The organism is Streptomyces sp. ITFR-6 (assembly GCF_031844725.1).
Taxonomy (GTDB): domain Bacteria; phylum Actinomycetota; class Actinomycetes; order Streptomycetales; family Streptomycetaceae; genus Streptomyces.
Genome location: NZ_CP134612.1, coordinates 3,803,488 through 3,830,326, shown reverse-complemented (window position 1 = coordinate 3,830,326; position 26,839 = coordinate 3,803,488). Strand labels below are relative to the sequence as shown.

22 protein-coding genes and 6 tRNA genes are annotated in these 26,839 nt (G+C 69.7%); 15 read left to right on the top strand and 13 right to left on the bottom strand.

Annotated features, from left to right (window positions below; translation table 11 throughout):
- Positions 1–170: 170 nt before the first annotated feature.
- The 3 genes from RLT59_RS17420 to RLT59_RS17410 form a co-directional block, all read right to left on the bottom strand.
- A tRNA-Gly gene (locus RLT59_RS17420) sits at positions 171–243 on the bottom strand.
- A gap of 81 nt (positions 244–324) precedes the next feature.
- Positions 325–396: transfer RNA gene (locus tag RLT59_RS17415), tRNA-Gly, on the bottom strand.
- A gap of 165 nt (positions 397–561) precedes the next feature.
- Positions 562–897: a histone-like nucleoid-structuring protein Lsr2 gene (locus RLT59_RS17410; RefSeq protein ID WP_199884437.1), complete on the bottom strand. Its 336-nt coding sequence runs from the start codon at positions 895–897 to the stop codon at positions 562–564.
- A gap of 423 nt (positions 898–1,320) precedes the next feature.
- On the opposite strand from RLT59_RS17410, the gene purS reads away from it, so the two are divergent.
- The 5 genes from purS (at position 1,321) to RLT59_RS17385 (ending at position 6,243) form a co-directional block, all read left to right on the top strand.
- Positions 1,321–1,587, top strand: coding sequence for a phosphoribosylformylglycinamidine synthase subunit PurS (gene purS, locus RLT59_RS17405; RefSeq protein WP_311304249.1), 267 nt, complete (start codon positions 1,321–1,323; stop codon positions 1,585–1,587).
- Positions 1,584–2,264 (top strand): phosphoribosylformylglycinamidine synthase subunit PurQ, encoded by a 681-nt coding sequence (gene purQ, locus RLT59_RS17400; RefSeq protein ID WP_311304248.1) that lies wholly within the window; start codon positions 1,584–1,586, stop codon positions 2,262–2,264. Before purS ends, purQ begins: the two co-directional genes overlap by 4 nt.
- Positions 2,261–4,510: a phosphoribosylformylglycinamidine synthase subunit PurL gene (purL, locus tag RLT59_RS17395; RefSeq protein ID WP_311304247.1), complete on the top strand. Its 2,250-nt coding sequence runs from the start codon at positions 2,261–2,263 to the stop codon at positions 4,508–4,510. The genes purQ and purL overlap by 4 nt, the downstream gene beginning before the upstream one ends.
- Positions 4,511–4,648: 138 nt before the next feature.
- Positions 4,649–5,200, top strand: coding sequence for an ArsR/SmtB family transcription factor (locus RLT59_RS17390; RefSeq protein ID WP_311304246.1), 552 nt, complete (start codon positions 4,649–4,651; stop codon positions 5,198–5,200).
- 125 nt (positions 5,201–5,325) lie between these two features.
- Positions 5,326–6,243: a peptidoglycan DD-metalloendopeptidase family protein gene (locus RLT59_RS17385; RefSeq protein ID WP_311304245.1), complete on the top strand. Its 918-nt coding sequence runs from the start codon at positions 5,326–5,328 to the stop codon at positions 6,241–6,243.
- On the opposite strand, the gene RLT59_RS17380 is transcribed toward RLT59_RS17385, so the two are convergent.
- Positions 6,231–7,901, bottom strand: coding sequence for an MFS transporter (locus tag RLT59_RS17380; RefSeq protein ID WP_311304244.1), 1,671 nt, complete (start codon positions 7,899–7,901; stop codon positions 6,231–6,233). The two genes, RLT59_RS17385 and RLT59_RS17380, sit on opposite strands and share 13 nt — an antisense overlap.
- Before the next feature lie 118 nt (positions 7,902–8,019).
- Here RLT59_RS17380 and RLT59_RS17375 point away from each other — a divergent pair, with 118 nt between their 5' ends.
- The 4 genes from RLT59_RS17375 (at position 8,020) to purM (ending at position 12,910) form a co-directional block, all read left to right on the top strand.
- Entirely contained in the window at positions 8,020–8,670 is a 651-nt protein-coding gene (locus RLT59_RS17375) for a TetR/AcrR family transcriptional regulator (protein ID WP_311304243.1), read from the top strand.
- Positions 8,671–8,807: 137 nt separating this feature from the next.
- A complete protein-coding gene (locus RLT59_RS17370; protein WP_311304242.1) occupies positions 8,808–9,608 on the top strand; it encodes a maleylpyruvate isomerase family mycothiol-dependent enzyme in 801 nt (266 codons plus the stop codon).
- Between the two features lie 641 nt (positions 9,609–10,249).
- Positions 10,250–11,776, top strand: a complete 1,527-nt coding sequence (gene purF, locus RLT59_RS17365; RefSeq protein ID WP_311304241.1) for an amidophosphoribosyltransferase — start codon at positions 10,250–10,252, stop codon at positions 11,774–11,776.
- Positions 11,777–11,836: 60 nt separating this feature from the next.
- Complete coding sequence (purM, locus tag RLT59_RS17360) at positions 11,837–12,910, top strand: phosphoribosylformylglycinamidine cyclo-ligase (protein WP_311304240.1); 1,074 nt, start codon at positions 11,837–11,839, stop codon at positions 12,908–12,910.
- Between the two features lie 144 nt (positions 12,911–13,054).
- Here purM and RLT59_RS17355 read toward each other — a convergent pair whose 3' ends face one another.
- Together RLT59_RS17355 and RLT59_RS17350 are read right to left on the bottom strand one after the other, a co-directional pair.
- Positions 13,055–13,309, bottom strand: a complete 255-nt coding sequence (locus RLT59_RS17355) for a DUF3073 domain-containing protein (RefSeq protein WP_311304239.1) — start codon at positions 13,307–13,309, stop codon at positions 13,055–13,057.
- 324 nt (positions 13,310–13,633) lie between these two features.
- On the bottom strand, positions 13,634–14,734 hold the full coding sequence (locus RLT59_RS17350) for a Leu/Phe/Val dehydrogenase (protein ID WP_311304238.1): 1,101 nt from the start codon (positions 14,732–14,734) through the stop codon (positions 13,634–13,636).
- A 181-nt stretch (positions 14,735–14,915) separates the two neighbouring features.
- On the opposite strand from RLT59_RS17350, the gene RLT59_RS17345 reads away from it, so the two are divergent.
- Both RLT59_RS17345 and bldC read left to right on the top strand, forming a co-directional pair.
- On the top strand, positions 14,916–15,761 hold the full coding sequence (locus RLT59_RS17345) for a DUF8083 family protein (protein ID WP_311304237.1): 846 nt from the start codon (positions 14,916–14,918) through the stop codon (positions 15,759–15,761).
- Between the two features lie 566 nt (positions 15,762–16,327).
- The gene (gene bldC, locus RLT59_RS17340) at positions 16,328–16,534 is read left to right on the top strand and encodes a developmental transcriptional regulator BldC (protein ID WP_003949541.1); all 207 of its coding nucleotides are present in this window, start codon (positions 16,328–16,330) and stop codon (positions 16,532–16,534) included.
- 515 nt (positions 16,535–17,049) lie between these two features.
- On the opposite strand, the gene RLT59_RS17335 is transcribed toward bldC, so the two are convergent.
- The 3 genes from RLT59_RS17335 to hrpA all read right to left on the bottom strand — a co-directional run bounded on the left by RLT59_RS17335 (position 17,050) and on the right by hrpA (position 21,828).
- Positions 17,050–17,577, bottom strand: coding sequence for a DUF6274 family protein (locus RLT59_RS17335; protein ID WP_399125598.1), 528 nt, complete (start codon positions 17,575–17,577; stop codon positions 17,050–17,052).
- A 140-nt stretch (positions 17,578–17,717) separates the two neighbouring features.
- Positions 17,718–17,792: transfer RNA gene (locus RLT59_RS17330), tRNA-Asp, on the bottom strand.
- 115 nt (positions 17,793–17,907) lie between these two features.
- Entirely contained in the window at positions 17,908–21,828 is a 3,921-nt protein-coding gene (hrpA, locus tag RLT59_RS17325) for an ATP-dependent RNA helicase HrpA (RefSeq protein ID WP_311304236.1), read from the bottom strand.
- Positions 21,829–22,027: 199 nt separating this feature from the next.
- Here hrpA and RLT59_RS17320 point away from each other — a divergent pair, with 199 nt between their 5' ends.
- From RLT59_RS17320 to RLT59_RS17310, 3 genes are all read left to right on the top strand, one after another.
- Complete coding sequence (locus tag RLT59_RS17320; protein WP_311304235.1) at positions 22,028–22,441, top strand: hypothetical protein; 414 nt, start codon at positions 22,028–22,030, stop codon at positions 22,439–22,441.
- A 66-nt stretch (positions 22,442–22,507) separates the two neighbouring features.
- Positions 22,508–23,356 carry a DsbA family protein gene (locus RLT59_RS17315; protein ID WP_311304234.1) on the top strand — a complete coding sequence of 283 codons (849 nt, stop codon included), beginning with the start codon at positions 22,508–22,510 and terminating at the stop codon, positions 23,354–23,356.
- Positions 23,353–24,219 carry a cytochrome c biogenesis CcdA family protein gene (locus RLT59_RS17310; RefSeq protein WP_311304233.1) on the top strand — a complete coding sequence of 289 codons (867 nt, stop codon included), beginning with the start codon at positions 23,353–23,355 and terminating at the stop codon, positions 24,217–24,219. Before RLT59_RS17315 ends, RLT59_RS17310 begins: the two co-directional genes overlap by 4 nt.
- A gap of 38 nt (positions 24,220–24,257) precedes the next feature.
- Here RLT59_RS17310 and RLT59_RS17305 read toward each other — a convergent pair.
- The 4 genes from RLT59_RS17305 to RLT59_RS17290 form a co-directional block, all read right to left on the bottom strand.
- Positions 24,258–24,334: transfer RNA gene (locus tag RLT59_RS17305), tRNA-Phe, on the bottom strand.
- A gap of 22 nt (positions 24,335–24,356) precedes the next feature.
- Positions 24,357–24,431: transfer RNA gene (locus RLT59_RS17300), tRNA-Asp, on the bottom strand.
- A 38-nt stretch (positions 24,432–24,469) separates the two neighbouring features.
- Positions 24,470–24,542: transfer RNA gene (locus RLT59_RS17295), tRNA-Glu, on the bottom strand.
- An 80-nt stretch (positions 24,543–24,622) separates the two neighbouring features.
- On the bottom strand, positions 24,623–26,188 hold the full coding sequence (locus RLT59_RS17290; RefSeq protein ID WP_311304232.1) for a metallophosphoesterase family protein: 1,566 nt from the start codon (positions 26,186–26,188) through the stop codon (positions 24,623–24,625).
- Between the two features lie 125 nt (positions 26,189–26,313).
- Here RLT59_RS17290 and RLT59_RS17285 point away from each other — a divergent pair, with 125 nt between their 5' ends.
- Positions 26,314–26,664, top strand: a complete 351-nt coding sequence (locus tag RLT59_RS17285) for a metallopeptidase family protein (protein ID WP_311304231.1) — start codon at positions 26,314–26,316, stop codon at positions 26,662–26,664.
- The last annotated feature ends 175 nt before the right edge of the window (positions 26,665–26,839 follow it).

The following is a 26,839-nucleotide window of genomic DNA, read 5'->3' as shown; positions in this document are numbered from 1 at the left end:
CAAACGTCATGGGGAGCGCGAACGCCATGGGAGAGCAAAGGCCATGGGAGCGCAAAGGCCATGGGGAGAGGGAGGACGCGGATATGGCAGGGCCGAGGCCGAATACGAACTTGCCCCGCGAGACACGAAGAAGCCCCCGGCCGAAAGGCCGGGGGCTTCTTGCTTCTACGAGCGGACGACCAGGTTCGAACTGGCGACCTCAACCTTGGCAAGGTTGCGCTCTACCAACTGAGCTACGTCCGCATTGCAACCACTCGGCTTTCACCGGTGGAGCGAGCACTACTCTACCCGATCCACCGGAGTGGTTGAGGGAGAGTGATGCAGAGCGGGTGACAGGAATTGCACACTGCGCCTTCCCCCTGGAAGGGGGATGTTCTACTACTGAACTACACCCGCACGCTGCTTGAGGTCCGGCCTTTCGGCCTTGCCCTTCGGCGTGCTCCAGACTCTAGCCGACCTGCGGGGGTGTCGCGCAAGTCGGCTCCCGCGAGGTGTCGTCGAAGCGGCCGGTGCGGGGCGTCGTGCGGCCCGCGTCAGGCGCCGGCCGCCCGGCGCTTCCGCTCAACTGGCTTCCTGGAACGCCTCGTAGACCTTCTTGGGAATCCGGCCGCGGGCCGGCACCTCCATCCGGTGCGACCGGGCCCAGGCGCGTACGGCCGCCGGGTCGGGCGCGAGCGAGGTGTGCCGGTACGAGACGGGAACCTTGCCGTGCTTGCTGGCGTTTGTCTGCTTTCGGCCGGCCGCCACGTATGGGGCCAGGGCCTTGCGCAGTTTCTTCGCATTGGACGGATTGAGGTCGATCTCGTACGACTTCCCGTCCAGCGCGAAGGTGACCGTTTCCGCTGCCGCTCCCCCGTCGATGTCGTCGGAGAGTGTGACCACTACGCGCTGAGCCACGGATATCGGTCCTTTCCTGCGGCATCTGCGCGTCTGACATGCGCGGATGCCGGCCTTCCGGCTGTGAGCGCGGATGAGGGCCGACTGTTGCCGGCCGTTCCGGGGCAATACTGCTTTCCCCGCTAATCATTTGTACAGCGATGAGTGCCGCATTGTGAAGCCCACCCAATTACGTGCGCGTGTCAGTCTGCTATCTGTGCGGCTGGTGGGGATTTTTGTCGCAGGATTTTCCGCATCGGCCGTGACATCCGCTGCCGCATCCGCAGCGACATCTGCCGTGACATCTGCCGTCCATATCCCGGTGTGATCCGGGCCGCCTGATGTCTACCCGCGTAGAATTTCGGGACAGGTACGCTGAGGGGACCCGCGGGGGTCCTGGGGAACCCCCCGGAGAAACAGCCGCACCACACCACCACACCGGGAGTGCCAGTGGCACGCGTCGTAGTCGACGTCATGCTCAAGCCCGAGATCCTCGACCCGCAGGGACAGGCTGTGCAGCGTGCGCTGCCCCGTCTCGGCTTCGAGGGAATCGCGGACGTACGTCAGGGAAAGCGTTTCGAGCTGGAGATCGAGGGGCCGGTCGACGAGGCCGCCCTCAGCCGTATTCACGAGATGGCCGAGACGTTCCTCGCCAACACCGTCATCGAGGACTTCACCGTGAAGGTGGAGAAGGCCGAGGAGTCGAAGTGACTGCTCGTATCGGAGTCGTCACCTTTCCGGGCACCCTCGACGACCAGGACAGCCTTCGGGCCGTACGGGTCGCCGGCGCCGAACCCGTATCGCTGTGGCACCGCGACAAGGATCTGCACCAGGTCGACGCGGTCATCCTGGCGGGCGGTTTCTCCTACGGCGACTATCTGCGGGCCGGAGCCATCTCCCGCTTCTCGCCGGTCATGGAGACGGTGATCGAGCAGGCGAAGGCGGGCATGCCGGTTCTCGGCATCTGCAACGGCTTCCAGATTCTGACCGAGGCGCACCTGCTGCCCGGCGCGATGCTGCGCAACAACCACCTGCACTTCATCTGCCGCGACCAGAAGCTGCGCGTCGAGAACGCCGGTACCGCCTGGACCTCGGACTACTCCGAGGGCCAGGAGATCTCCGTACCGCTCAAGAACATGGACGGCCGCTACACCGCCGACGAGCGCACGCTCGACGAGCTGGAGGCAGCGGGCCGCGTCGCGTTCCGTTACGTGGACGGCAACCCCAACGGCTCGCTGCGCGACATCGCCGGCATCACCAACGCCGCGGGCAACGTCGTCGGTCTGATGCCGCACCCGGAGCACGCCGTCGAGCCGCTGATCGGCACCGGTCGCACCGACGGTCTCGGTTTCTTCACCTCGATCATCAAGAAGCTGGTCAACGCATGAGCCTGGACACGGTCAAGCACGCGGCCGAAACCCCGGACACCGAGCAGCCCTGGAAGGAGCTCGGCCTCAAGGAGGACGAGTACGCCCGGATCCGCGAGATCCTGGGCCGCCGTCCCACCGGCGCCGAGCTCGCCATGTACTCCGTGATGTGGTCCGAGCACTGCTCCTACAAGAGCAGCAAGGTCCACCTCAAGCAGTTCGGCGAGAAGGTCCCCGCCAACGACGCGATGCTCGTCGGCATCGGTGAGAACGCCGGTGTGGTCGACGTCGGCCAGGGTTACGCGGTCACCTTCAAGGTCGAGTCGCACAATCACCCGTCCTACATCGAGCCCTACCAGGGCGCGGCCACCGGCGTCGGCGGCATCGTCCGCGACATCCTCGCCATGGGTGCCCGCCCGATCGCGGTCGTCGACCCGCTGCGCTTCGGCGCGGCCGACCACCCCGACACCCGGCGGGTCCTGCCGGGCATCGTCGCGGGCATCGGCGGCTACGGGAACTGCCTCGGCCTGCCGAACATCGGCGGCGAGGTCGTCTTCGACGCCTGCTACCAGGGCAACCCGCTCGTCAACGCCGGGTGCATCGGCGTGATGAAGCACGAGGACATCCACCTGGCCCAGGCCTCCGGCCCCGGCAACAAGGTGATCCTGTACGGCGCCCGCACCGGCGGCGACGGCATCGGCGGCGTCTCCGTGCTTGCCTCGGAGACCTTCGACGACACCAAGCCCACCAAGCGGCCCGCCGTCCAGGTCGGTGACCCCTTCCAGGAGAAGCTCCTCATCGAGTGCACCCTGGAGATCTTCAAGGAGAAGCTCGTCGCGGGCATCCAGGACCTCGGCGGCGCCGGGCTCTCCTGTGCCACCTCCGAGCTGGCCTCGGCCGGTTCGGGCGGTATGCGCGTCGAGCTGGACACCGTGCCGCTGCGCGACTCCTCCCTCTCGCCCGAGGAAATCCTCATGAGCGAGTCGCAGGAGCGCATGTGCGCGATCGTCGAGCCGCAGCACGTCGACCGCTTCCTGGAGATCTGCGAGAAGTGGGACGTCATCGCCACCGTCATCGGTGAGGTGACCGAGGGTTCGCAGCTGGAGATCTTCTGGCACGGCGAGCAGATCGTGGACGTGCCGCCGCGGTCTGTCGCCCACGAGGGCCCGACGTACCACCGCCCGTTCGCCCGCCCGTCCTGGCAGGACGCGCTGCAGGCCGACGACGCCGGAAAGCTGGTCCGTCCGGCGAACGGTGCCGAGCTGCGCGAACAGGTGCTGGCACTGGTCTCCTCCCCGAACCAGGCCTCGAAGTCCTGGATCACGGACCAGTACGACCGCTTCGTGCAGGGCAACACCGTGCTCGCGATGCCCGAGGACGCCGGAATGGTGCGCATCGACGAGGGGTCCAACCTCGGCGTGGCCATGGCGACCGACGGCAACGGCCGGTACGCGAAGCTCGACCCGTACACCGGCGCGCAGCTCGCGCTGGCGGAGTCGTACCGCAACGTCGCCGCCTCCGGTGCCAAGCCGCTCGCCATCTCGGACTGCCTGAACTTCGGTTCGCCCGAGGACCCGGATGTCATGTGGCAGTTCGCCGAGGCCACCCGTGGTCTGGCGGACGGCTGCCTGGAGCTGGGCACCCCGGTCACCGGCGGCAACGTCTCGCTGTACAACCAGACCGGCGAGACGGCGATCCATCCGACGCCGGTCGTGGCCGTGCTCGGCGTGATCGACGACGTCACCCGGCGTACGCCGGTCGCGTTCAAGGAAGAGGGCCAGCTCCTCTACCTGCTGGGCGAGACGCACGAGGAGTTCGGCGGCTCGGCCTGGTCCGAGGTCGTCCACCAGCACCTCGGCGGCCTGCCGCCCAAGGTCGACCTGGGCCGCGAGAAGCTGCTCGGTGAGATCCTGATCTCGGCCTCCCGCGACGGCATGATCGACGCCGCGCACGACCTGTCCGACGGCGGTCTGATCCAGGCGGTGACCGAGTCCTGCCTGCGCGGCGGGAAGGGCGCCCGGCTGGTCGTGCCGGACGGCCTGGACACGTTCACCTTCCTGTTCTCCGAGTCGGCGGGACGCGCGATCGTCTCGATCCCGCGCAGCGAGGAGCTCCGCTTCGACGACATGTGCGGGGCGCGGGGCCTGCCCGTGACCCGGATCGGTGTCGTGGACGGCGAGGAGATCGAGATCCAGGGCGAGTTCAGCATTCCGCTGAGCGAGCTGCGTACGGCGCACGAGGGGACGATCCCCGCGCTGCTTGCCTGATCCACCGCTGCTCACAGCGTGCGCGAAAGCCCCCACCCGGTCTGCCGGGCGGGGGCTTTTTCGCGCGCCGCGTGTTCTGCGTGTGCGCGTTTGCCGTTCCTCCTTGACAGGGGTTACGTAGTTACGTAATTTTGAGGAATGGAGCTGGAGGAACGGGTCACGGAGCTGGAGCGGCGGCTTGAGGCCCTCGTGGGTGACCGCAGAGATGTGCCGCGTCCGACGGGAGCCGACTTCTGGGCCCTGGAGGGGCTCAAGCAGGAGCTGTCCGGGATCGGGGCGGCGGAGGGCGGTGTGCTGTACACGGGTGCGGTCCGACTGCCGACGGGTGAGCGGTACGAGTGGCAGTGCGGCGCGCTCACGGAGCAGCTGCTGGGGGCCGGGGCGGACGGCTCCGGTGAGGGGCCGGGGGAGGGTGGTGCTCCCGGTGCCGACTGGTCGGATGCCGCCGAGTCGCTGGCCGCGCTCGGGCATCCGGTGCGGCTGCGGTTGCTGCGGGAGATCCTCGGTGGCCGACGCACGGCCGCAGAGCTCGCCGCGCTCGACGAGACCGGTACGACGGGGCAGATCTACCACCATCTGCGGCAGCTGACCGGTGCGGGCTGGCTGCACACGACGGGGCGGGGGCGGTACGAGGTCCCCGGCGTCCGGGTGGTGCCGCTGCTGGTGGTCCTCACGGCGGCCAGTCCCTGAGAGACGCGCACGAGAGACGACGAGGCAGGCGGAGGAATCGGAGACGTGAGCGGAAGCTGAGCAATTCGAGGAACGCGTCAAGCGAAACATGCAATCCGGCGAAACGGACAATCCAGGAGGAAGTCGTGTCCGTCCGTAAAGCTGTCATGGTGTTGTACCGGGTGTGCTGGATCGCCTTCTTCGTGATGGTGGTCATCAGCCTCCTTCCCCGGCCGCCGTTCCCGTACTGGCTGACCTGGGTGCCGGCGGCCGCCGCGGTCGCCCTCGGTCTGACGGCGGGGCGCGGGGGCCGGGCCGCGGTCGCTGACCCGCCGCCCGCGGTGGAGGTCGAGCCACCGGTGACGGGGCGCTGGACGGCGCTGAACAGCCCGGCGGACAAGGTCCCCAGCCATGGGGTGCACGCCTATGGGCAGACGTACGCGATCGACATCGTTGCGGAGCCGGGGGCGGAGCCGATACCCGGGGCGGGGGCGGAGCCCGGGGCTGAGCAGGTTCTGTTGTCCCGGCCGAAGTTCCGCGCCCTGTGGCCCGTCGCCCGGCGCAACCACCACTTCCCGGCCTTCGGGGCACCGCTTCTCGCGGTGGCCGACGGCACGGTGGTGCACGCCTCGCACGGCAGCCGCGACCACCTCAGCCGCAATTCCCTCCCCGCGCTCGTCTACTTGACGCTGATCGAGGCGTCCGTACGGGACATGCGCGGTGCGGGCGCCATCGTGGGGAACCACATCGTGCTCGACCTGGGCGGCGGGACCTACGCCATGTACGCGCATCTGCGGCAGGGGTCGCTCCGGGTGCGGGCGGGGGAGAGGGTCCGGGCCGGGCAGCCTCTCGCCGAGTGCGGAAACTCCGGGAATTCCACCGAACCGCATGTGCATTTCCAGCTGATGGACGATCCGGACCTGGATGTGGCGGTCGGAATTCCATTCACCTGGCGGGGTGTGGGCGTTCCTTCCAACGGCGAGATATTCACGGTCGGCGCAGCTGCTCACGGAACTCCCGCCGGAGAATCGGCCGGGCAATCGGGAGGGCCTCAGGCCTCCTGAGCCCGGACGGACCCGGGCAGCCGGGTGGCCAGGAACACCGCGACGATCATCACGCCGGTGGCGCAGCAGAACACCACGTTGGTCGACGAGGTGAAGGCGTGCAGTGCCTGCCGGTGGGCGGCTCCCGTCAGCTCGCTGATCCCGCCGGCCGGGCCGCCCGGTCCGCGGGACGCGTACACCCGGCTCAGCACGGTGCCGAAGACGGCCGCCCCCAGGGCGCTGCCGAGGGTCTGGAAGAAGCGGACTCCGGTGGTGGCCACGTTCAGTTGGTGAGCCGGGGCGGTGTCCTGGACCAGCTGGATGAGCTGTCCGACAAGCTGGCCGAAGCCCAGTCCCATCAACAGCATCGCACCACGCACCGTCCACAGGCTGGTGTCCGTGGTGAGGGAGGCGAGCAGCCCGAGGGCTGCGGAGGCCGCGACCGTGCCACTGACGACGAAGGTCTTCTGCGACCAGCCGGCCGCGACGAGACGTCCGGTGACGAGACCGACCACCGCCATGCCGACGGCCATCGGGATCAGGAAGAGCCCGGCCGAGGACGCGGCGACACCCCGTACGACCTGGAGGTAGATCATGACGTAGACGATCGAGCCCATCATCGCGGCACCGACGAGCCCCTGGATGGCGAAGCCGTTTCGTATGGCCCGGACGGTGAACGGGGAGAGCGGAAGGATCGGTTCGGCCGCGGCCGCCTGGCGCCACAGGAAGAGCCCGAGGGCGGTGGCGGTGGTGGCGATCAGGCCCGCGATCAGCGGCGAGGACCAGGCGTACTGCTGCCCGCCCCACTCGGTGACCAGGAGCAGTGCGGTGGAGAAGGTGGCGGCGAGCCCGGCACCGAGGAAGTCGATGCGGCGACGCGTGGTGCGGGTGGGCAGCCTCAGCAGGGTGATGGCCGCGACCAGCACGGCGATGCCGACCGGAAGGTTGACGTAGAAGATCCACCGCCACCCGGCGTGGTCGGAGAGGGTTCCGCCGATCCAGGGTCCGAGCGCCATTCCCGCCCCGGCGATGACACCGCCGATGTTGCCGGCCTTCTCGCCCGTGTCGGCTTTGCCGCCCGTGTCGCCCCTGTCGCCTTCGCCTCTGCCGCTCTCGCGCTCGCCCTTTCCGTCGGCCTCGGTATCGGCCTTCGGCGGTGCGCCGAGTTCGCGCAGGACCACCATGGTGACGCTCATCAGACCGCCGCCACCGATGCCCTGGAGGGCGCGGGCGGCGATCAGTTCGCCCATGGACTGGGCCATTCCGCACACGGCCGATCCGGCCAGAAAGGTGGCGAGCGCACCGATGAACACGTTCTTCGAGCCGAGCGAGTCGCAGAGCTTCCCGTACAGGGGGAGCGCGGCGGTCGCGGCGAGCTGGTAGCTGGCGATCAACCACGCGATCCGGTCGACGCCGTGGACCGGATCGAGGTCGCGGATGATCGGCACGGTCGCCGAGGAAACGATGTTCGAGTCGAGGACGGCCAGCAGGATCGTGGTGATGCAGAGGACGAAACCGATTGGGCGGTTCCGGCCGGCGGACCGCCCACCGCCGGTCCGGGAGACCCCGGCAGCTCCGGCAGCTCCGGCAGCTCCGGCAGCACGTTCCGCCTTGGCGGCTGTGGCGGCTGTGTTGGCTGGTTCGGCCGGCGACCCGGTCTCGGTCATCGTTTCGGGCATGGCGGTGCTCCCCTCCAAAGCGGCGTGGCGCCGCTGTGGTCGGCACCACTCTCTCGGCATAAATATACTGAGTCAAGTTTTCGGCTGGCATTAAGTTTCATCCTGGTACACTCATGTCATGACCGAGGGGCTGAGCCTGCGCGAGCGCAAGAAGATCCAGACGCGACGCCGTCTGCTGAGCGAGGCCACGAAGCTCTTCACCGAGCGCGGCTTCGACCAGGTCTCGGTCGCGGAGATCGCTGAAGCGGCCGATGTGTCGAAGATGACGGTCTTCAACTACTTCGACAGCAAAGAGCACCTGGTCTTCGCGCCGATGGAGGAACACATCGGTGACGTCGCCGGGGTGGTGCGGGACCGGGAGCCCGGTGAGTCCGCGGTGGCCGCCGTGCGCCGTCACTTCCTGACCGCCCTGGAAAATCGGGACGACTCGGTGGGGATGAGCGATTCGCCGGTGGCGCTCGGGATCCTTCAGCTGATCCAGCAGACGCCCTCACTGCTCACCCGGGCCCATGCCTTCTTCGTCCGCTCCTTCGAGCAGCTGACCGACGTCCTGGTCGAGGAGGGTGAGGAGCCGGCCATCGCGTGCATCGTGGCCTCCCAGCTCATCGGCACCCGCAACGCCCTGATCACCGAGAACCACCGGCGGCTGCTGGCCGGGGAGCCGGTCGAGGAGATCGCCGCGGACGCCGTGGTGATCGCCGGGCGCGGGTTCGACCTGCTCGAAAAGGGGCTGGGCGACTACGCGACCCGGCCCCAGACTGACGCCTGAGTCCCGGCCCCCAGAGCGATACCTGAGACCCGGGCCCAGCCCGCGCCAAGTCCCGGGCCCAGCCCGCGCCAAGTCCCGGGCCCAGCCCGGCGCCAAGTCCCGGCAGGGCTCGGGGGTGAAGCCGTAGGCTCCTCGTCATGCCGCCGTCCCAGAAGCGCGCCCGCCGCTATGACCCGGCCAGGACCCGCGCTGCGGTCCTGGCGCAGTTCGCCCATGTCCGAGCAGCTGTCGGCGCCCTGACGGCCCAGCAGCTGGAGGCTCCGAGCGGCCTCGGCAGCTGGACGGTGCGTGAGCTGGCCGTCCATCTGACCATGGCGCTCTCGCACGTCAGCCGGAGCCTGGAGCTCCCCGAGCCGGCCCTCGCCAAGCCCGAGGTCACGCTCCTGGAGTGGCCGTTCTCCGCCGCCGGGCGGGCCGAGCGGATCGCGTACGACACGGCGGAGTCGGCCGCGGACCACCCGGATGTGGACGCGCTGTACGGGGAGGTGGCGGACCGCTTCGAGGCGCTCGTGGCCGATGCCTCCGACGACCGCTTGCTGCCCACCCGGGTCGGCGTGATGCGGCTCGGGGACTTCCTGGTCACCCGGACCGTGGAGCTGGTCGTCCACACGTACGACCTCAACGAGGCGGCCGGGCTCGGCATCCCCTACGACCGCCAGGCCCTTGCCGCCTGCACCCGGTTGCTGGCGGACGCCCTGGCGGAGAAGGCGCCGGGCGGCTCGGTCGAGGTGCGGGTCCCGCCGTTCGCCGTCGTCCAGTGCGTCCAGGGCCCGAAGCACACCCGGGGCACCCCGCCCAACGTCGTCGAGACCGATCCGGTCACCTGGTTCCGACTGGCCACCGGCCGGACGCGGTGGGCGCAGGCCCTCGACGCGGCGAAGGTCAGCGCCAGCGGCGAACGGGCCGACCTCGCCGCCCTGCTGCCGCTGATGGGCTGACTGCCTGAGGGTCCCGGCGGGGCCGGGGCGACCGAACCGCCTGGCAACAGGACGACCGGACGGTCCGACCGGCTGACGTGAACCGGATCGGCCAGGCCGGCCACGGCCGGTTCGAGACCGACCGCCCGGTCTGCAACGTCACGACCACAGAGGCCCTCCCGGAAGCCCCGAAGCCCGAAGCCGGAAGCCAAAAGCCCCGAAGCCCCGTCCGCCCAGCGGCGCCCCCGAGTCCCACCCCACCCCACAGATGCCGCATACCGGTCTCCGAGCGGTCTCCGTGCGGCTGCGCGCCGTCTCCGCGCAGCCTCCGCGCAGGAGACGCACAGGTGTTCCGGTGTGAGGCTCACCACGAAACGAGCGTTCGGCCACCCCCTCGAACGGCACTCGGGACCGGCTAACGGAGTGCCACGATCCGGTCTGCCGGGTTCCGGGACGGCTGGCCGGAACCGGTCGGTAATCCGCCGCTGATCCGGGCGACGACTGTCCTGCGGCCCTCGCCGCCCGCCGCCGGCCCTCACGCGACGAACACCCTGCGTGACCGTTCCTGTGGTGCTTGGAGGCGGCTGAGAGGGCGTCCGCCCCGGGCCCCGGCCGGGTGTCCCCATTCGGACCAGTGGTCGATCTCGCCTACACTCGGTGGCGTGCCTCGTGGTGATGGACGACTCAACCACGACCTGCTCCCCGGAGAGAAAGGCCCCCAGGACGCTTGCGGCGTCTTCGGTGTCTGGGCTCCGGGCGAAGAGGTCGCCAAGCTCACCTATTTCGGACTGTATGCCCTGCAGCACCGTGGACAGGAGTCCGCGGGCATCGCAGTGAGCAACGGGTCCCAGATCCTGGTCTTCAAGGACATGGGACTGGTCTCGCAGGTCTTCGACGAAACTTCTCTGGGATCACTCCAGGGCCATATCGCGGTCGGCCATGCCCGGTACTCCACCACCGGTGCCTCGGTGTGGGAGAACGCGCAGCCGACGTTCCGTGCGACCGCGCACGGCTCGATCGCCCTGGGCCACAACGGCAACCTGGTCAATACGGCCCAGCTCGCCGAGATGGTCGCAGACCTCCCGCGCAAGGACGGCCGGGCCACTCAGGTCGCCGCGACCAACGACACCGATCTGGTGACCGCGCTGCTCGCCGGCCAGACCGACGACGACGGCAAGCCGCTCACCATCGAGGACGCAGCCACCAAGGTGCTTCCCGAGGTGAAGGGTGCCTTCTCCCTCGTCTTCATGGATGAGCACACCCTCTACGCCGCCCGTGACCCGCAGGGCATCCGCCCGCTGGTGCTCGGCCGGCTGGAGCGTGGCTGGGTGGTGGCCTCCGAGTCCGCCGCCCTCGACATCTGCGGCGCCAGCTTCGTCCGCGAGATCGAGCCCGGTGAGCTCGTCGCCATCGACGAGAACGGTCTGCGCAGCTCCCGGTTCGCGGAAGCGAAGCCCAAGGGCTGCGTCTTCGAGTACGTGTACCTGGCCCGCCCCGACACCGACATCGCCGGGCGGAACGTGTACCTCTCCCGCGTGGAGATGGGCCGCAAGCTGGCGGCGGAGGCCCCGGTCGAGGCCGATCTGGTCATAGCGACGCCGGAATCCGGCACCCCCGCCGCAGTCGGTTACGCGGAGGCCAGCGGAATCCCGTTCGGCGTCGGGCTGGTCAAGAACGCCTACGTCGGCCGGACCTTCATCCAGCCCTCCCAGACCATCCGGCAGCTGGGCATCCGGCTCAAGCTGAACCCGCTCAAGGAAGTCATCAAGGGCAAGCGCCTGGTGGTCGTCGACGACTCGATCGTCCGCGGCAACACCCAGCGCGCGCTGGTCCGGATGCTCCGCGAGGCGGGCGCCGCCGAGATCCACATCCGGATCTCGTCCCCGCCGGTGAAGTGGCCGTGCTTCTTCGGCATCGACTTCGCGACCCGCGCCGAGCTGATCGCCAACGGCATGTCGGTCGACGAGATCGCCAAGTCGATGGGGGCCGACTCGCTCTCGTACATCTCGATCGACGCGATGATCGAGGCGACGACGATCGACAAGCCGAATCTCTGCCGCGCCTGCTTCGACGGCGAGTACCCGATGGAGCTTCCGGACCCGGAGCTGCTCGGCAAGCAGCTGCTGGAGACCGAGCTGGCGGCAGGCCCTGCGGCGACCGCCGCGGCCGACGCGCTGCGCCGTCCGTGACCCGGACCGTCCGGCAGCCTTCCCACCAGCCCCGTATCTCCACACGAAAGATCCCAGGCAATGTCTGAGACAACAGGTGCTTCCTACGCGGCAGCGGGCGTCGACATCGAGGCCGGCGACCGCGCCGTCGAGCTGATGAAGGAGTGGGTGAAGAAGACCCAGCGCCCCGAGGTCGCGGGCCTCGGCGGCCTCGGCGGCTTCGCCGGACTCTTCGACGCCTCGGCCCTCAAGCGTTACGAGCGTCCGCTGCTCGCCTCCGCCACCGACGGTGTCGGCACCAAGGTCGACCTCGCCCGCCAGATGGGCGTGTACGACACGATCGGCCACGACCTCGTCGGCATGGTCGTGGACGACCTGGTCGTCTGCGGCGCGGAACCGCTCTTCATGACCGACTACGTCTGCGTCGGCAAGGTGCACCCCGAGCGTGTCGCGGCCATCGTGAAGGGTATTGCCGAAGGCTGTGTGCTGGCGGGCTGCGCCCTGGTCGGCGGCGAGACCGCCGAGCACCCCGGTCTGCTCGGCCCGGACGACTTCGACGTCGCCGGCGCCGGTACCGGAGTGGTGGAGGCCGACCTGCTGCTGGGACCGGAGCGCATCCGCAAGGGTGATGCCGTCATCGCGATGGCGTCGTCCGGGCTTCACTCCAACGGGTACTCGCTCGTCCGCCACGTCGTCTTCGACCGGGCCGGCTGGACGCTGGACCGCGAGATCGAGGAGTTCGGCCGGACGCTGGGCGAGGAGCTCCTGGAGCCGACCAGGATCTACTCGCTGGACTGCCTGGCCCTCACCCGCACCACCGAGGTGCACGGCTTCAGCCACGTCACCGGCGGCGGCCTGGCCAACAACCTGGCCCGGGTCATCCCCGACGGACTGCACGCCACGGTGGACCGCTCCACCTGGACGCCCGGCGCGGTCTTCGACCTCGTCGGCAAGGCCGGTCAGGTCGAGCAGCTGGAGCTGGAGAAGACGCTCAACATGGGCGTCGGCATGATCGCGATCGTCCCGGCGGAGTCGGCCGACGCGGCCCTGACGACCCTGGCCGACCGGGGTGTCGACTCCTGGATCGCCGGCGAGATCACCGACCGCGGCGCGCACGCGAGGGGCGCGGAGCTCGTGGGCGGGTACGCGCGCTGAAGCGCGAGCAGGGCGGACGGTCCCGGACGCCGAGCGGGTCGACATGGCCCGCCCGTAGGCCGGGGACGGCGGACGCACCGGATCGGGACAGCACAAAACCCGGTCCGGGGCGGGCCCGGACCGGGTTGATGTGTCAGCGCGAGGTCAAGCGCCGCAGCGCTGTGACGACGGACCGGACTGGTCGTCCTCGTCCTCGTCATCGTCGTTGTACTGATCCGCGTACTGTGCGTACGGGTCATCTTCCTCGTCGTCGTCCTCGAACGGCTCTGCGTTCGGTGGTTGACTCGAAGGTGATGCGCCCAGCTCATTGGCCAGACGCGACAGGTCAGTCCCGCCGCTGCTGTACTTCAGCTGACGGGCGACCTTGGTCTGCTTGGCCTTTGCCCGGCCGCGCCCCATGGCTCGACCCCCTCGGTGACGGGGCTCGATGGCCCCAGAGTCTTGACACGCGTTCATGTTTCAGGACGGACTCTCGACAGAGAGACCGCGCCTGTAGAGCTTTAACGGTACCTGCTTCCGCGGCCATACGGTACGCCGCCCGCATCACACGCCCCGGAAGAGGACCCGCGAAGAGCTCCGTCCTCGCTGGTCAACTGCGATTTTAACCTCTTCTGGGCGTGCGACCCGCCGACCGGGGTGAGGCATGTCTCCCCGACCGGCGGGTACAGCAGGCTCTGCCCAGGGAATGACACCCCGTAGGGGCCCCGGCGCGTTCAGCGACGGTCAGCGGCGGGCGGCGTCGGCCATCCGCTGCTCGGCGATCCGGTCCGCCGCCGCGGCCGGAGGAATGCCATCGCTCTTCGCACGTGCGAATATGGCCAGCGTCGTGTCGAAGATTTTCGCCGCCTTGGCCCGGCACCGGTCGAAGTCGAAGCCGCGCAGCTCGTCCGCGACCTGGATGACGCCACCGGCGTTCACCACGTAGTCGGGTGCGTAGAGGATCGAGCGGTCCGCCAGATCCTTTTCCACGCCGGGGTGCGCGAGCTGGTTGTTGGCCGCGCCGCACACCACGGAGGCGGTGAGCACCGGGACGGTGTCGTCGTTCAGCGCGCCGCCGAGCGCGCACGGGGCGTAGATGTCCAGGCCCTCGGTACGGATCAGCGCCTCGGTGTCCGCCGCCGCGGCGACCCCGGGGTGCTTCTCGGTGATCCGGCGCACGGACTCCTCGCGCACATCGGTGATCGTGACCTCCGCACCGTCCGCCAGCAGGTGCTCGACCAGGTGGTGGCCGACCTTGCCGACTCCGGCGACCCCCACTTTCCGGCCACGCAGCGTCGGGTCGCCCCAGAGGTGCTGGGCCGAGGCCCGCATGCCCTGGAAGACGCCGAACGCGGTGAGCACGGAGGAGTCACCGGCGCCGCCGTTCTCGGGGGAGCGGCCGGTGGTCCAGCCGCACTCGCGGGCCACGACGTCCATGTCGGCGACGTACGTGCCGACATCGCAGGCCGTCACGTAGCGGCCGCCGAGCGAGGCCACGGCCCTGCCGTAGGCCAGCAGCAGTTCGGTCCGCCGGTCGCCCTCGAAGGCTTCCGGGTCCCCGATGATGACGGCCTTGCCGCCACCGTGGTCGAGCCCGGCCAGGGCGTTCTTGTACGACATGCCGCGCGCGAGGTTCAGCGCGTCCGCGACGGCCTCCTGCTCGGAGGCGTACGGGTAGAAACGGGTACCGCCCAGGGCCGGGCCCAGGGCGGTGGAGTGGATGGCGATCACGGCCTTGAGGCCGCTGGCACGGTCCTGACAGAGCACGACTTGTTCGTGGCCCCCCTGGTCCGAGTGGAACAGGGTGTGCAGTGCGTCTACAGGCTCGCCGGTCACATCGGTCACTGTGGTGACTCCCAATTACGAAGCGGCGGAAAGGCACTCCTGAAGGTGGGGAGAGCCACGGACCGCCCGGCGCGGACAGTCCGTGGCAAGAGCTTAAGGCCGCCCGTCCCGCACCGGCGGAGATCTGATCCAGTGGGGCGGATCACCCACGACCGGAGTACGGGCGTGACACGATCGCAGCATGTCGGTGGTGTCTTCGGTGCTCGTCCCATACGCGTCCTACCTCCGGGTCTACGAGCCACTGGCCGCCTTCCCGGAGGCCGAGCGCGCCCACTGGGCGCGCTACGCGGGCCGCGACCTGATCCCCACGGCCCAGGACGAACTGCGCCGTTCGCTGGCCGACTTGGCGGCGACCCCGCCGGTCGGCGTGCCGGCCCACGAGAGCGCCGACGCGTTCGTCGCGGAGGTGGACGGGGTGGTGTGCGTCTGCCCGTGGCGGACCCGGCTGCGCGGCTGGCTGGCGCTGGACGGTCTCATGGACATGTTCCCCGGGCCGGTGCTCGACGCGGTGCTGCCGCCGGTGGTGCGCGGGCAGGCCGTCGCCGATCACGAGCGCTGGTCGGAGCGGAATCCGGACGCCCGGCCCTGGATCAGGACGGCGGTCTGGCAGGTCCCGGTGCGCTGGTTCGTCCTCGTCGCGGACGAGGAGCGCGAGTACCGGGCGGCGGGCGACGACGGCGAACCGGCCGTGCTGCGGTACCGGACGCCGATGGTCCAGGCGCGCCGCCGGCTGGCGCGGGCGCTGAAGACGCTGCGCGAGACGATGGACGAGAGCCCGCTCACCGAGGGCCTGGTGGATGTCGGCCGGTGGCTGGAGGAGTTCCATCCGCGCGCACTGGTCGAGCTGGACTACGGGGGCCTGGTGCACGCCCTGCCGTCGAAGCAGCTGGCCGAGGACCGGAGCGCCGCCGATGTGGCCGAGAGCATCGCGGCGCTGCGGGCCGGTGACGGCGAGGGGGTGAGCGAGGCGTACTCCCGCCTCTCGGAGCGCTGGAGGTCCGTCAGGGATCGTCAGTTCGCGAACTGACGGCGGTTTGACGGGGCCTGGCAGTGGCCTCAGGTCGAACTGGTGGCGAACTGACGATCGATGAACCTGCGTCCCGTGTGACACGTGAGGGTGAAGAGGCGGAAGCATACTTCCGTTGTCTTAGGACCTACGTCCCGAACCGGGCCTTTGCCTCAAGCGTGATGGATAGCACTTACGGGGCCCTTGCGCTCTTACCTACTCCTCGTGCCAAAATAGGACAAGGAGTCCGGGGAGGACTCTGTTCGTCCAATTATGGGCGAAGTGCTCTGTATTGCGCTCTATGGGGGGTCTGACGACTCCTGATCGCTCTGTGACTGATCGTCACGGTGGTGTGACTGTCCGCTATAGCATGGTCCATCGGCTTCCGTCGCTGATGAACACCTGGGAGGGCAATTCCATCGGTTTGGCCGACGTGGCTGGACGGATGGTGTAGTTGTAGTGCCGAGGACAAGCCGTTCGTCCTATAACCGACTCGGCCCGCGTCCGCCATTTCGGGCAACGTGGGTCAAGGTGCAGAATTTAGAGGAAAGAACCGAGATGGTTCGGTTCTCCCGAGGAGGCCGCTCATGACCGCTCGCACCCCTGATGCCGAGCCGCTGCTGACCCCGGCTGAGGTTGCCACGATGTTCCGCGTGGACCCGAAGACGGTTACCCGTTGGGCCAAGGCAGGCAAGCTCACGTCCATCCGCACGCTCGGTGGACATCGCCGGTACCGCGAGGCAGAGGTCCGCGCACTGCTTGCGGGTATTCCGCAGCAGCGCAGCGAGGCCTGAAAAACCCCTGTCGCCGCAGCACAACCGGGCTTTTGGGTCCCCCAACCCGACTGGCCCACCCATAGCTCCATATGACGGGCGCCCGCCCCAACGGGCGCCATACCTGTGCCATACAGGTCACGTCGTCAGATCGCGCTGGACTCCGCCGGGTCCAGCGCGATCTTTTTTTGTGCCCGCGCGGCCGGCCTCGACCCGGGCTCCGGTCCGCGATTTCCTGCCCGTTCGGGCGCGGGGAAACCGGACGCCCGGTTGGCTCCCGACGGGTTCTCGTGCGGGCTTGCTCGGGTCTGTGCGGGACTGTGCGTCCTCGTCCGGGAAGGCCGGGCCGGGGCGGTTCGGGGGCTCCTGGGCGGGTCCCGTCAGGGTGGTGCAATTGCACATATTAAATTCGCCAGTTGTAGGAAGGGTGTAAAGCCACCCCTTCTCAAAACTGATTGGGTGACTCCCGTCACACGGCAGGACTCTTGCCAAGTACGAGCCTGCCACTGCATAGGGGTGTGGGAGCGCGCCATTGGTCACGTGGCGGGGGGACTTTCGTCCTCCGCCCGCCGGGCGGAGGACCGGCCGTCACGGACCGGTGCCGAGGCTCCCGGTGACGATGCGTCGACAGCTTCGGGTGACGGTGCGTCGGCGCGCGGCGGTGGCGGGGCATCGCCAGGGGGCGCCGCGGTGGCCCGCGTCGGGCCCTCCTGGGGCCCTGTGGGCGGCCCGGACGGACCGGCTGGCTCCTCGGCCGGTCCGGTCGCCGGAGAGGTCGTCACGGGCTCCATGGCGAGCCGCAGCAGCCGGGCGCAGACCGCGCAGTGCCGGGTGAGGTGGCGATAGCCGGTTGCGGCCGCCAGATGGGCGCGCAGCAGGGCGCGGATCTCGTGCCGGGGCGCGCTCCGCGCGGCCACCCGGCGCCGGACCGGTTCGCGGGCGCCTGCCGTGACCGCGATACCCGGCGCGTCCGCCGCGCTCGTCGCACCTGCCGCACCTGCCGCGCCTGACGTGCCCGTCCCGAGCGCCTCGCTCCGGAACCCCTCGTCCGTGGATGCCGTCATCCGCGCCACCTCCCGGTGGATGCGCGCTGCCCCGAGCCCGGAAAACAGGGGCAGCCCCTGTTTTCTGAGTACTCGTCGGCGGCCACCGGAGTCAATACGCGCGAAAGCCCGGATCCAGGGGATCCGGGCTTTCGTTACTGCGGTCCTGACGGGATTTGAACCCGCGGCCTCCACCTTGACAGGGTGGCGAGCACTCCAAACTGCTCCACAGGACCAGGTTTTCGCGGCTGCCTTGCGGCTGGCTGCGAAGACAGACTGTACAGGAGGTCAGAGGGTGCGGTCGACCTCACTTCCGGTGGCCGGCCGGTCACCCGGCCACCGGCGGGGCGGCTACGGGGCCGCGGCGTCGATCGCCTTCACGATCCGCTTGTCGGAGACGGGGAACGCGGTGCCCAGGGCGTGCGCGAAATAGCTCACCCGCAGCTCCTCGATCATCCAGCGGATGTCCAGGACCTCCTGCGGCACCGGCCTGCCCTGCGGCAGCTGTTCGAGCAGCCAGGCGTACTCGTCCTGCATCTCGTGGACCTTCTCCATGCGCGCGGTGTCGCGCTGCACGTTGGTCGGCATCTGCTGGAGCCGACGGTCCTCCGCGACCAGGTAGCGCATCAGATCGGGCAGCCTGCGCAGCCCGGTCGCGGTGACGAACCCGGGCGGGACGAGACGGGCGAGGTGCTCCCGTACGTCGGTGACGTTGTTGATCAGGACCAGGCTGCTGGTCGCCTTCAGCCGGCGCTCGCACGCCTGCCAGGCCGCCAGGACCTGCTGCACCTGGCCGACCGTGCGGACGGTCAGGTCCACCAGGTCCGCGCGCACCTTGTCGTACAGCTTCCGGAACGACGCCTCGTCCCAGGCGGGCCCGCCGTGCGCGGCGATCAGCCGGTCCGCGGCGGCGGTCGCGCAGTCGTCGAAGAGCGCCTGGATGGAGCCGTGCGGGTTGCGCGACAGGGCCAGCTTCTGCTGGTTGGTCAGCTTCTCCGACGCGAACTTCGCCGGGTTCACCGGGATGTTCAGCAGGATCAGCTTCCGGGTGCCGCGCCACATCGCCTGCTGCTGCTCGGCCTCGGTGTCGAAGAGCCGTACGGCGATGGACTCGCCCTGGTCGACGAGGGCCGGGTACGCCTTCACCGGCTGGCCGGCCCGCCGGGTCTCGAAGATCCGGTCCAGGGTGCCGATCGTCCAGTCGGTGAGGCCGGCCCGCTCGATGGACTCACCGGTGGGGCCCGCGGTCGCCGCGGCGGCCTTGGAGAGCGCCTGCCGGGCCTTGGGGCGCAGCTGGACGCGCAGCGCCTCCAGGTCCTTGTCCTCCGCGACTTTGCGGCGCCGCTCGTCGACGATCCGGAAGGTGATCTTCAGGTGGTCCGGGATCCGGGTCAGATCGAAGTCGTCGGCCGTGACCGGGACGCCGACCATCCGCTGGAGCTCGCGGGCCAGCGTGAACGGCAGCGGCTCCTGGAGCGGAACGGCCCGGTCCAGGAACTTGTCCGCGTAGTTCGGCGCGGGGACGTAGTGCCGGCGGATCGGCTTGGGCAGCGAGCGGATCAGCTCGGTGACCACTTCCTCGCGCAGCCCCGGGATCTGCCAGTCGAAGCCCTCGGAGGTGACCTGGTTCAGCACCTGGAGCGGGATGTGGACGGTCACGCCGTCGGCGTCCGCGCCGGGCTCGAACTGGTACGTCACCCGGAACTTGAGCTTCCCCTGCCGCCAGGAGTCCGGGTAGTCGTCCTTGGTGACGTTCCCGGCCTTCTCGTTGATGAGCATCGAGCGCTCGAAGTCCAGCGCGTCGGGCTCGTCCCGGCGCTTGTGCTTCCACCAGGAGTCGAAGTGCGCCCCCGAGACGACGTGCTCCGGGATCCGCTGGTCGTAGAAGTCGAACAGCGTCTCGTCGTCCACCAGGATGTCGCGGCGCCTGGCCCGGTGCTCCAGCTCCTCGACCTCGCCCAGGAGCTTGCGGTTGTCGTGGAAGAACTGGTGATGCGTGCGCCAGTCGCCCTCGACCAGGGCGTTGCGGATGAACAGGTCCCGCGAGGCCTCCTGGTCGATACGGCCGAAATTGATCTTGCGCTGGGCCACGATCGGTACGCCGTACAGCGTGACCCGCTCGTACGCCATCACCGCGGCCTGGTCCTTCTCCCAGTGCGGCTCGCTGTAGGTGCGCTTCAGCAGGTGCTGGGCCAGCGGCTCGATCCACTCGGGCTCGACCCGGGCATTGACCCGCGCCCACAGCCGGGACGTCTCCACCAGCTCCGCCGACATCACGAACCGGGGCTGCTTCTTGAAGAGCGCGGAGCCCGGGAAGATCGCGAACTTGGCGTTGCGGGCACCGACGTACTCGTTCTTCTCGGTGTCCTTCAGCCCGATGTGCGACAGCAGCCCGGCCAGCAGCGAGGTGTGCACCGACTGCTCGGGAGCGTCGTCCTCATTGAGCTCGATCCCCATCTGCTTGGCGACCGTGCGCAGCTGGGCGTAGATGTCCTGCCATTCGCGGATGCGCAGGAAGTTCAGGTACTCCTGCTTGCACATCCGGCGGAAGCTGGAGGAGCCGCGCTCCTTCTGCTGCTCGCGGATGTAGCGCCACAGGTTCAGGAACGCCAGGAAGTCCGACGTCTCGTCCTTGAACCGGGCGTGGTTCTGATCGGCCTGCGTCTGCTTCTCGGACGGCCGCTCGCGCGGATCCTGGATGGAGAGCGCGGCGGCGATGACCATGACCTCGCGGACACAGCCGTTGCGGTCGGCCTCGATGACCATCCGGGCCAGGCGCGGGTCCACCGGCAGCTGGGAGAGCTTCCGCCCCAGCGGGGTGAGCCGCTTCTTCGGATCCTTCTCCTCCGGATCCAGCGCGCCCAGCTCCTGGAGGAGCTGCACGCCGTCACGGATGTTGCGGTGGTCCGGCGGGTCGATGAAGGGGAACTTCTCGATGTCGCCCAGCCCGGCCGCGGTCATCTGGAGGATGACGGAGGCCAGGTTCGTCCGCAGGATCTCCGGGTCGGTGAACTCCGGCCGGGTCAGGAAGTCGTCCTCGGAGTACAGCCGGATGCAGATGCCGTCAGAGGTACGGCCGCAGCGGCCCTTGCGCTGGTTGGCGCTGGCCTGCGAGATCCGCTCGATCGGCAGCCGCTGGACCTTGGTGCGGTGACTGTAGCGGGAGATACGGGCGTTGCCCGGGTCGATCACGTACTTGATGCCGGGGACGGTCAGCGAGGTCTCGGCGACGTTCGTCGCGAGGACGACCCTGCGTCCGGTGTGGCGCTGGAACACGCGGTGCTGCTCGGCGTGCGACAGACGTGCGTAGAGAGGGAGCACCTCGGTATGTCTGAGGTTGCGTTTGCCGAGCGCGTCCGCGGTGTCACGGATCTCCCGCTCGCCGGAGAGGAAGACCAGGACGTCGCCCGGCCCCTCCGTCTGGAGCTCGTCGACGGCGTCGCAGATCGCGGTGATCTGGTCGCGGTCGGAGTCCTCGCTGTCCTCCTCCAGCAGGGGCCGATATCGCACCTCGACCGGGTACGTACGCCCGCTGACCTCGACGATCGGGGCTTCGCCGAAGTGGCGGGCGAAGCGCTCCGGGTCGATGGTCGCGGAGGTGATGACGACCTTCAGGTCCGGGCGCTTGGGCAGCAGCCGGGCCAGATAGCCGAGCAGGAAGTCGATGTTCAACGACCGCTCGTGGGCCTCGTCGATGATGATCGTGTCGTACGCGAGCAGCTCGCGGTCCGTCTGGATCTCGGCCAGCAGGATGCCGTCCGTCATCAGCTTGACGAACGTCGCGTCCTGGTTGACCTGGTCGGTGAACCGGACCTTCCAGCCGACCGCCTCGCCCAGCGGCGTATTCAGCTCCTCCGCGATCCGCTCGGCCACCGTGCGGGCGGCGATCCGGCGGGGCTGGGTGTGCCCGATCATGCCGCGGACGCCACGGCCCAGCTCCATGCAGATCTTGGGGATCTGGGTGGTCTTGCCCGAGCCGGTCTCACCCGCGACGATCACGACCTGGTGGTCGCGTATCGCCTCCAGGATCTCGTCCTTCTTCTGGCTGACCGGCAGCTGTTCCGGGTACGAGATGGCAGGCAGCCGCCCGGCCCGCAGCGCGAGCCGCTCCGCCGCCTTGGTGGCCTGCGCGGCGATCTCGTCCAGCACGCCCTGCTGGGCCTCTGGCTTACGAATGCGGCGCGCGCCTTCGAGGCGGCGGCCGAGCCGGTGGGCGTCGCGCAGCGAGAGCTGCCCGAGCTGGGACTGGAGGTCGGCAAAGGAAGTAGACATACGGGTTCCAGGATCTCACCCGGGCCCGAGGAACGGCGAACGTATTTCGCGCGGGATCCGTCACGGGATCCGTCACGGTGCCCGCACGGTGGGGGCGGTGACGGTCACAGCACGTACCATTCCGGACAGTTGATCTTCCTCCGGTCTCCCTGCTCCGATCCACCCGCTCCGATCTCCTCCTTCTGGAAGGCCCCGTCCCGTGTCCCGTTCGCAGTGGTGCTGCCTGGTGGCGGCGCTGGCGGTGGTGCTCGGGCTGTTCTGCGGACCGTCCACGGCGGTCGCCGCGACGTCTCCGGTATCGGCCCCGGCGGCTTCGGTCGCTTCGACGGCTTCGGCGCCGGTGCCGTTGTCGTCCCGGACGCCGGTCGTGGCCGACGCCAAGGACGACGGGCACGGGGTTCCCGGCTGCGGCAGGAACGGAAAGCGCGACGGCACAGAGCCCGCCGTTCCCGGCCGGGCCCGGACGGCCCACGACCAGGCGCCGGGCCTCGCCGAATGGGGCCTGCCCGCCGCCACCGGACCCGAGCCGGTCCGGCCACCCGCGCCGATGACACCGCGGGGACCCGACGCGGCGGCGCCGGGCCCGGTGGAACTCTCCGTACTGAGGGTGTAGACGGACCGCCCGCCCCGCGCCGGCCGCCCCTCTCCTTCTTCCCGCACCACCAGTCCGGAGTTCCGCATGCCCGTTTCCACGTCCGGTCCGTCCCCGAAGCCGTCCCGCAAGCCGAATGCCAAGCCGAATGCCAAGCCGACCGCGCAGTCCCGTAAACCGACCGGGAGGTCCCGTAAGCCGCTCGTCTACGGCGCCGGGATCGTCGCGGCCGCCGCCCTGTTCGGCTACGTCTCCTACCGGGCCACCGCCCCCGAGCCCTCGGACTCCGGCTCCACCGCGGTCGCAGACGTCACCGCGGAGCCGGAGGCCGGCGTCTACCCCGAGCTGGCGAAGCTGGCCCGGCGCGATGCCGGGGACAAGCTGGCGCGGGGCCGGGCGGACGCGCCCGTCGTCCTCATCGAGTACGCCGACTTCAAGTGCGGCTACTGCGCGAAGTTCGTGCGGGACACCGAACCCGCCCTGGTGGAGAAGTACGTCGACAACGGCACCCTGCGCATCGAGTGGCGGAACTTCCCGATCTTCGGCACCGAGTCCGAGGCCGCCGCGCGCGCCTCCTGGGCCGCCGGACAGCAGGGCCGCTTCTGGCAGTTCCACCGTGCCGCCTACGCCGAAGGGGTCAAGGAGAAGGGGTTCGGCAAGGACCGCCTCAAGGCGCTCGCCCAGCAGGCCGGGGTGGCCGACCTGGACCGCTTCCAGGCCGACGCGGACGGTGCGGCGGCCGCCGCAGCGGTGAGCAAGGACCAGGAGCAGGGATACGGGATCGGCGCGACGTCCACCCCCTCGTTCCTGATCAACGGCCGCCCGATCGCCGGGGCGCAGCCGGCCCGTACCTTCACCGAGGCCATCGAGCAGGCGGCGGAACGGGCGAAGAACACCGGCAACGCGGGCCAGGACGCCAAGGGCGCCGCGAAGTGACCGCCGGAATCGGCTACTTCGCCGCCCTCCTCGGCGGGCTGCTGGCCCTGCTCAGCCCGTGCAGCGCCCTGCTGCTCCCCGCCTTCTTCGCGTACTCCATCAACTCCGCCTCACGGCTGCTCGCCCGCACCGGGATCTTCTACGCGGGGCTGGCCACCACTCTGGTCCCGCTGGGCGCGGCGGGCTCGTACGCCGGACGGCTCTTCTACGGCCACCGCGACGCTCTCGTCCTCGGCGCGGGCTGGCTGATCATCGTCCTCGGCGCCGCCCAGATCGTCGGGCTCGGCTTCGCCTCGCGGCGGATCGCCGCGCTCAACGGCCGGATCCGCCCCACGACCGCCGTATCGGTCTACGCGCTCGGCGCGGTCTACGGACTGGCCGGTTTCTGCGCGGGACCGATCCTCGGGAGCGTGCTCACCGTGGCGGCCGTCAGCGGCAGCCCGGCGTACGGCGGACTGCTGCTCGCCGTCTACGCCCTGGGCATGGCGGTGCCGCTCTTCCTGCTCGCGCTGGTCTGGGAACGGTTCGAGCTGGGCCGCCGGGCCTGGCTGCGCGGACGCGTCCTGCGGCTCGGCCGCTTCGAACTGCACACGACGTCGCTGCTGTCGGGGCTCTTCTTCATCGGCCTCGGCGTCATGTTCCTGGTGTACGACGGGACGACCGCGCTCCCCGGGCTGCTGGACGTGGACCAGTCGTTCGCCGTGGAGCAGTGGGCCCAGGGCGTGGGTGAGCAGGTGCCGGACGGGGTGCTGCTGGGCGCGGTGGTGGCCGTGGTCCTGCTGGTGCTCGCGGTACGGGCGGTGCGCCGCCGGGCCGCTGCCGGTGCGGACGAGGCGAACACCGCAGACCGGGAAGGTGTCTGACACGACGAAGGCCCCGTCCGTCGGACGGGGCCTTCTGGTGGTGGCTGGGGCCGGGATCGAACCGGCGACCTATCGCTTTTCAGGCGATCGCTCGTACCAACTGAGCTACCCAGCCACGCAGCTCATACGGGCTGCAGCGGTCCTGACGGGATTTGAACCCGCGGCCTCCACCTTGACAGGGTGGCGAGCACTCCAAACTGCTCCACAGGACCAAGCAATGTGCGAGACAAGTCTCGCACACGTTAAAGCGTGCCCCCAACGGGATTCGAACCCGTGCTACCGCCTTGAAAGGGCGGCGTCCTGGGCCACTAGACGATGAGGGCTAAGGGCCCACCTGCGCGCTTCCCAGCGCGTCGGGGACGTCAGAAGCATATGGGATGGCGGCAGGTATCGCCAAAACGGTTTACCGGGAGGTCGTGGGGGCCGTCGGGAGCGGGCTCGGGAGGGCCGGATTCGGCTCCGGCAGATGGCGGCTGACCTCGGCCGTCGTCAGGCCGAGCCCGCCCAGCGTGATCTCGTCCCAGGCTTGCAGGCGCCGGGTGGAGCGGTCCAGGTAGAGCACCGACGCGAGCACCTGTTCCGGCTTCTTGTTCTGTACGGCGCGCAGCCCGCCGCCGCCCGTGGAGCCCTCGGCCTTCAGCCGGGTGCCGAGCTTCATCACCTCGTTCTGCCGGTGGTGCACATGGCCGGCCAGCACGAGCGGGACCGTGCCGTCCGTCTCCCGGGCCGCCGCCGGTTCGTGGGTGACGGCGATGTCGACCGGGGTGCCGGCCCGCCGCTGCTCGCGCAGGGCGGCCGCCAGCCGCAGGCCCGCCGTCCGCTCGACGTCCTCGGCCTGTTCCGGCCCGGTGCGGTCCGGGGTGAACTCCGGGTCCCCGATACCGGCCACCCGCAGCCCGCCGGCGTTCACCGCCCGGCCGTCGTCCAGCACGTGCACGTTCTTGAACCGCTTGGCGTCGCGCAGGTACTTCTGGGTGGTCGCGGAGTCGTGGTTCCCCCGGACCCAGACGTAGGGGGCGCCCAGATCGCTGATCGGGTCCAGGAAGTTGTTCTCCACGGCGGCGCCGTGGTCCATCGTGTCGCCCGAATCGATGATCAGGTCGATGTCGTACTGCTCGACGAGCGAGCCGATGATGTGCCAGGCCGCCGGGTTCAGATGGATGTCGGAGACGTGCAGGACGCGCAGTGTGGCGGGGTCCGGGCTGTAGACGGGGAGCGTAGAGGCGGCGTCGTACAGCTTGGTGACGTTGGTGACCAGCCGGGCCAGCTCCTGCTGGTAGACGTCGAAGTCGGTGACGATCGAGCGGGCGTCCCCGACGACGGAGGGGGCACTGGAGAGCAGTCCGGAGAACCTGGGCTCCAGGACCGACTTCGGGTTCCAGGTGGCGTACGCGCTGACGCCCGAGGCGGCCAGCAGCGTGAGCGCGAGCCCGCCGGCCGCGAGGGCGCGGCGGGGCCTGCGGTAGACCGCGAGGCCCAGTGCGGTGGCCCCGGAGACGACCGCGACGCAGGAGCGCAGGGCGAGCTCGCGGGTGCCGGCGCTGACGTCGCCGGTGACCTCCTCCTCCAGCCCGGACAGCCGTTCCGGGTGCTGGACCAGGGCCTCGGAACGGACCGGGTCGAGGCGGTCGACGTCGACGTCGAGCCGGACCGGGGCGTGGTGCGAATCCAGCTCCAGGGCGCCCAGCGGGGACACGTTGATCTTGGTGCCGCCGGTGAGCGAGGGGCGCAGGGTCATCGTCGTGTCCATCGGGCCGACGGTCGTACGGACACTGCCGACGGCCAGCAGCCCGAGCCAGGCGCCGAAGAACACGACGGTGACCAGGCCCAGCGCGCGGGCGAGCGGTCGCGGCGAGACGGCGAGCGCGCCACCGGAGCCACGGACACGGCGGCCGGTGCGCGGCCGGGGGCGGGGGCGGAGGCGGTGCCGGACACGGGCTGCTGCGGCACGGAACGGGTCGCGGGCCATTGGGCGACTGTGCCCCGGACCGAGGGCAGGTATGCGCTCCGGGTGCGCCTGGGTGCTCCCGGATACGTGCGTACGTTCCCGGTCTCTTCGGCGCGCTTCCGGCGGCGGTACGTGACAATGACGGGGTGCTGGAGATGACGCGGGAAGAGTTCGAGGAACTGGTGGGCGAGGCCCTGGACCGGATCCCGCCGGAGCTGACCCGGCTGATGGACAACGTCGCAGTATTCGTCGAGGACGAACCGGAGGCCGACGATCCGGATCTGCTCGGGCTCTACGAGGGCACGCCGCTGACCGAGCGCGGTGAGTGGTACGCGGGTGTGCTGCCGGACCGGATCACCATCTACCGGGGGCCGACGCTGCGGATGTGCGAGTCCCGCGAGCGCGTGGTGGCCGAGACGGAGATCACCGTCGTGCACGAGATCGCCCACCACTTCGGCATCGACGACGAGAGGCTGCACGCGCTCGGTTACGGCTGAGGCGCGCCGGGGTGGGGGGTACGGGACCGGGGCTCCGGGTGCCTGGTTGCGGGGCGGGGCTCCGGGACCGGGTTTCGGGTTGCCGGGCGGGCTCCGGCGCCGGGTTGCGGGCTGTGAGGTGGGCTTCGGGTGTCTGGTTGCGGGGAGCGCGCCGGGGCGGCGAGGTGTGAATGAG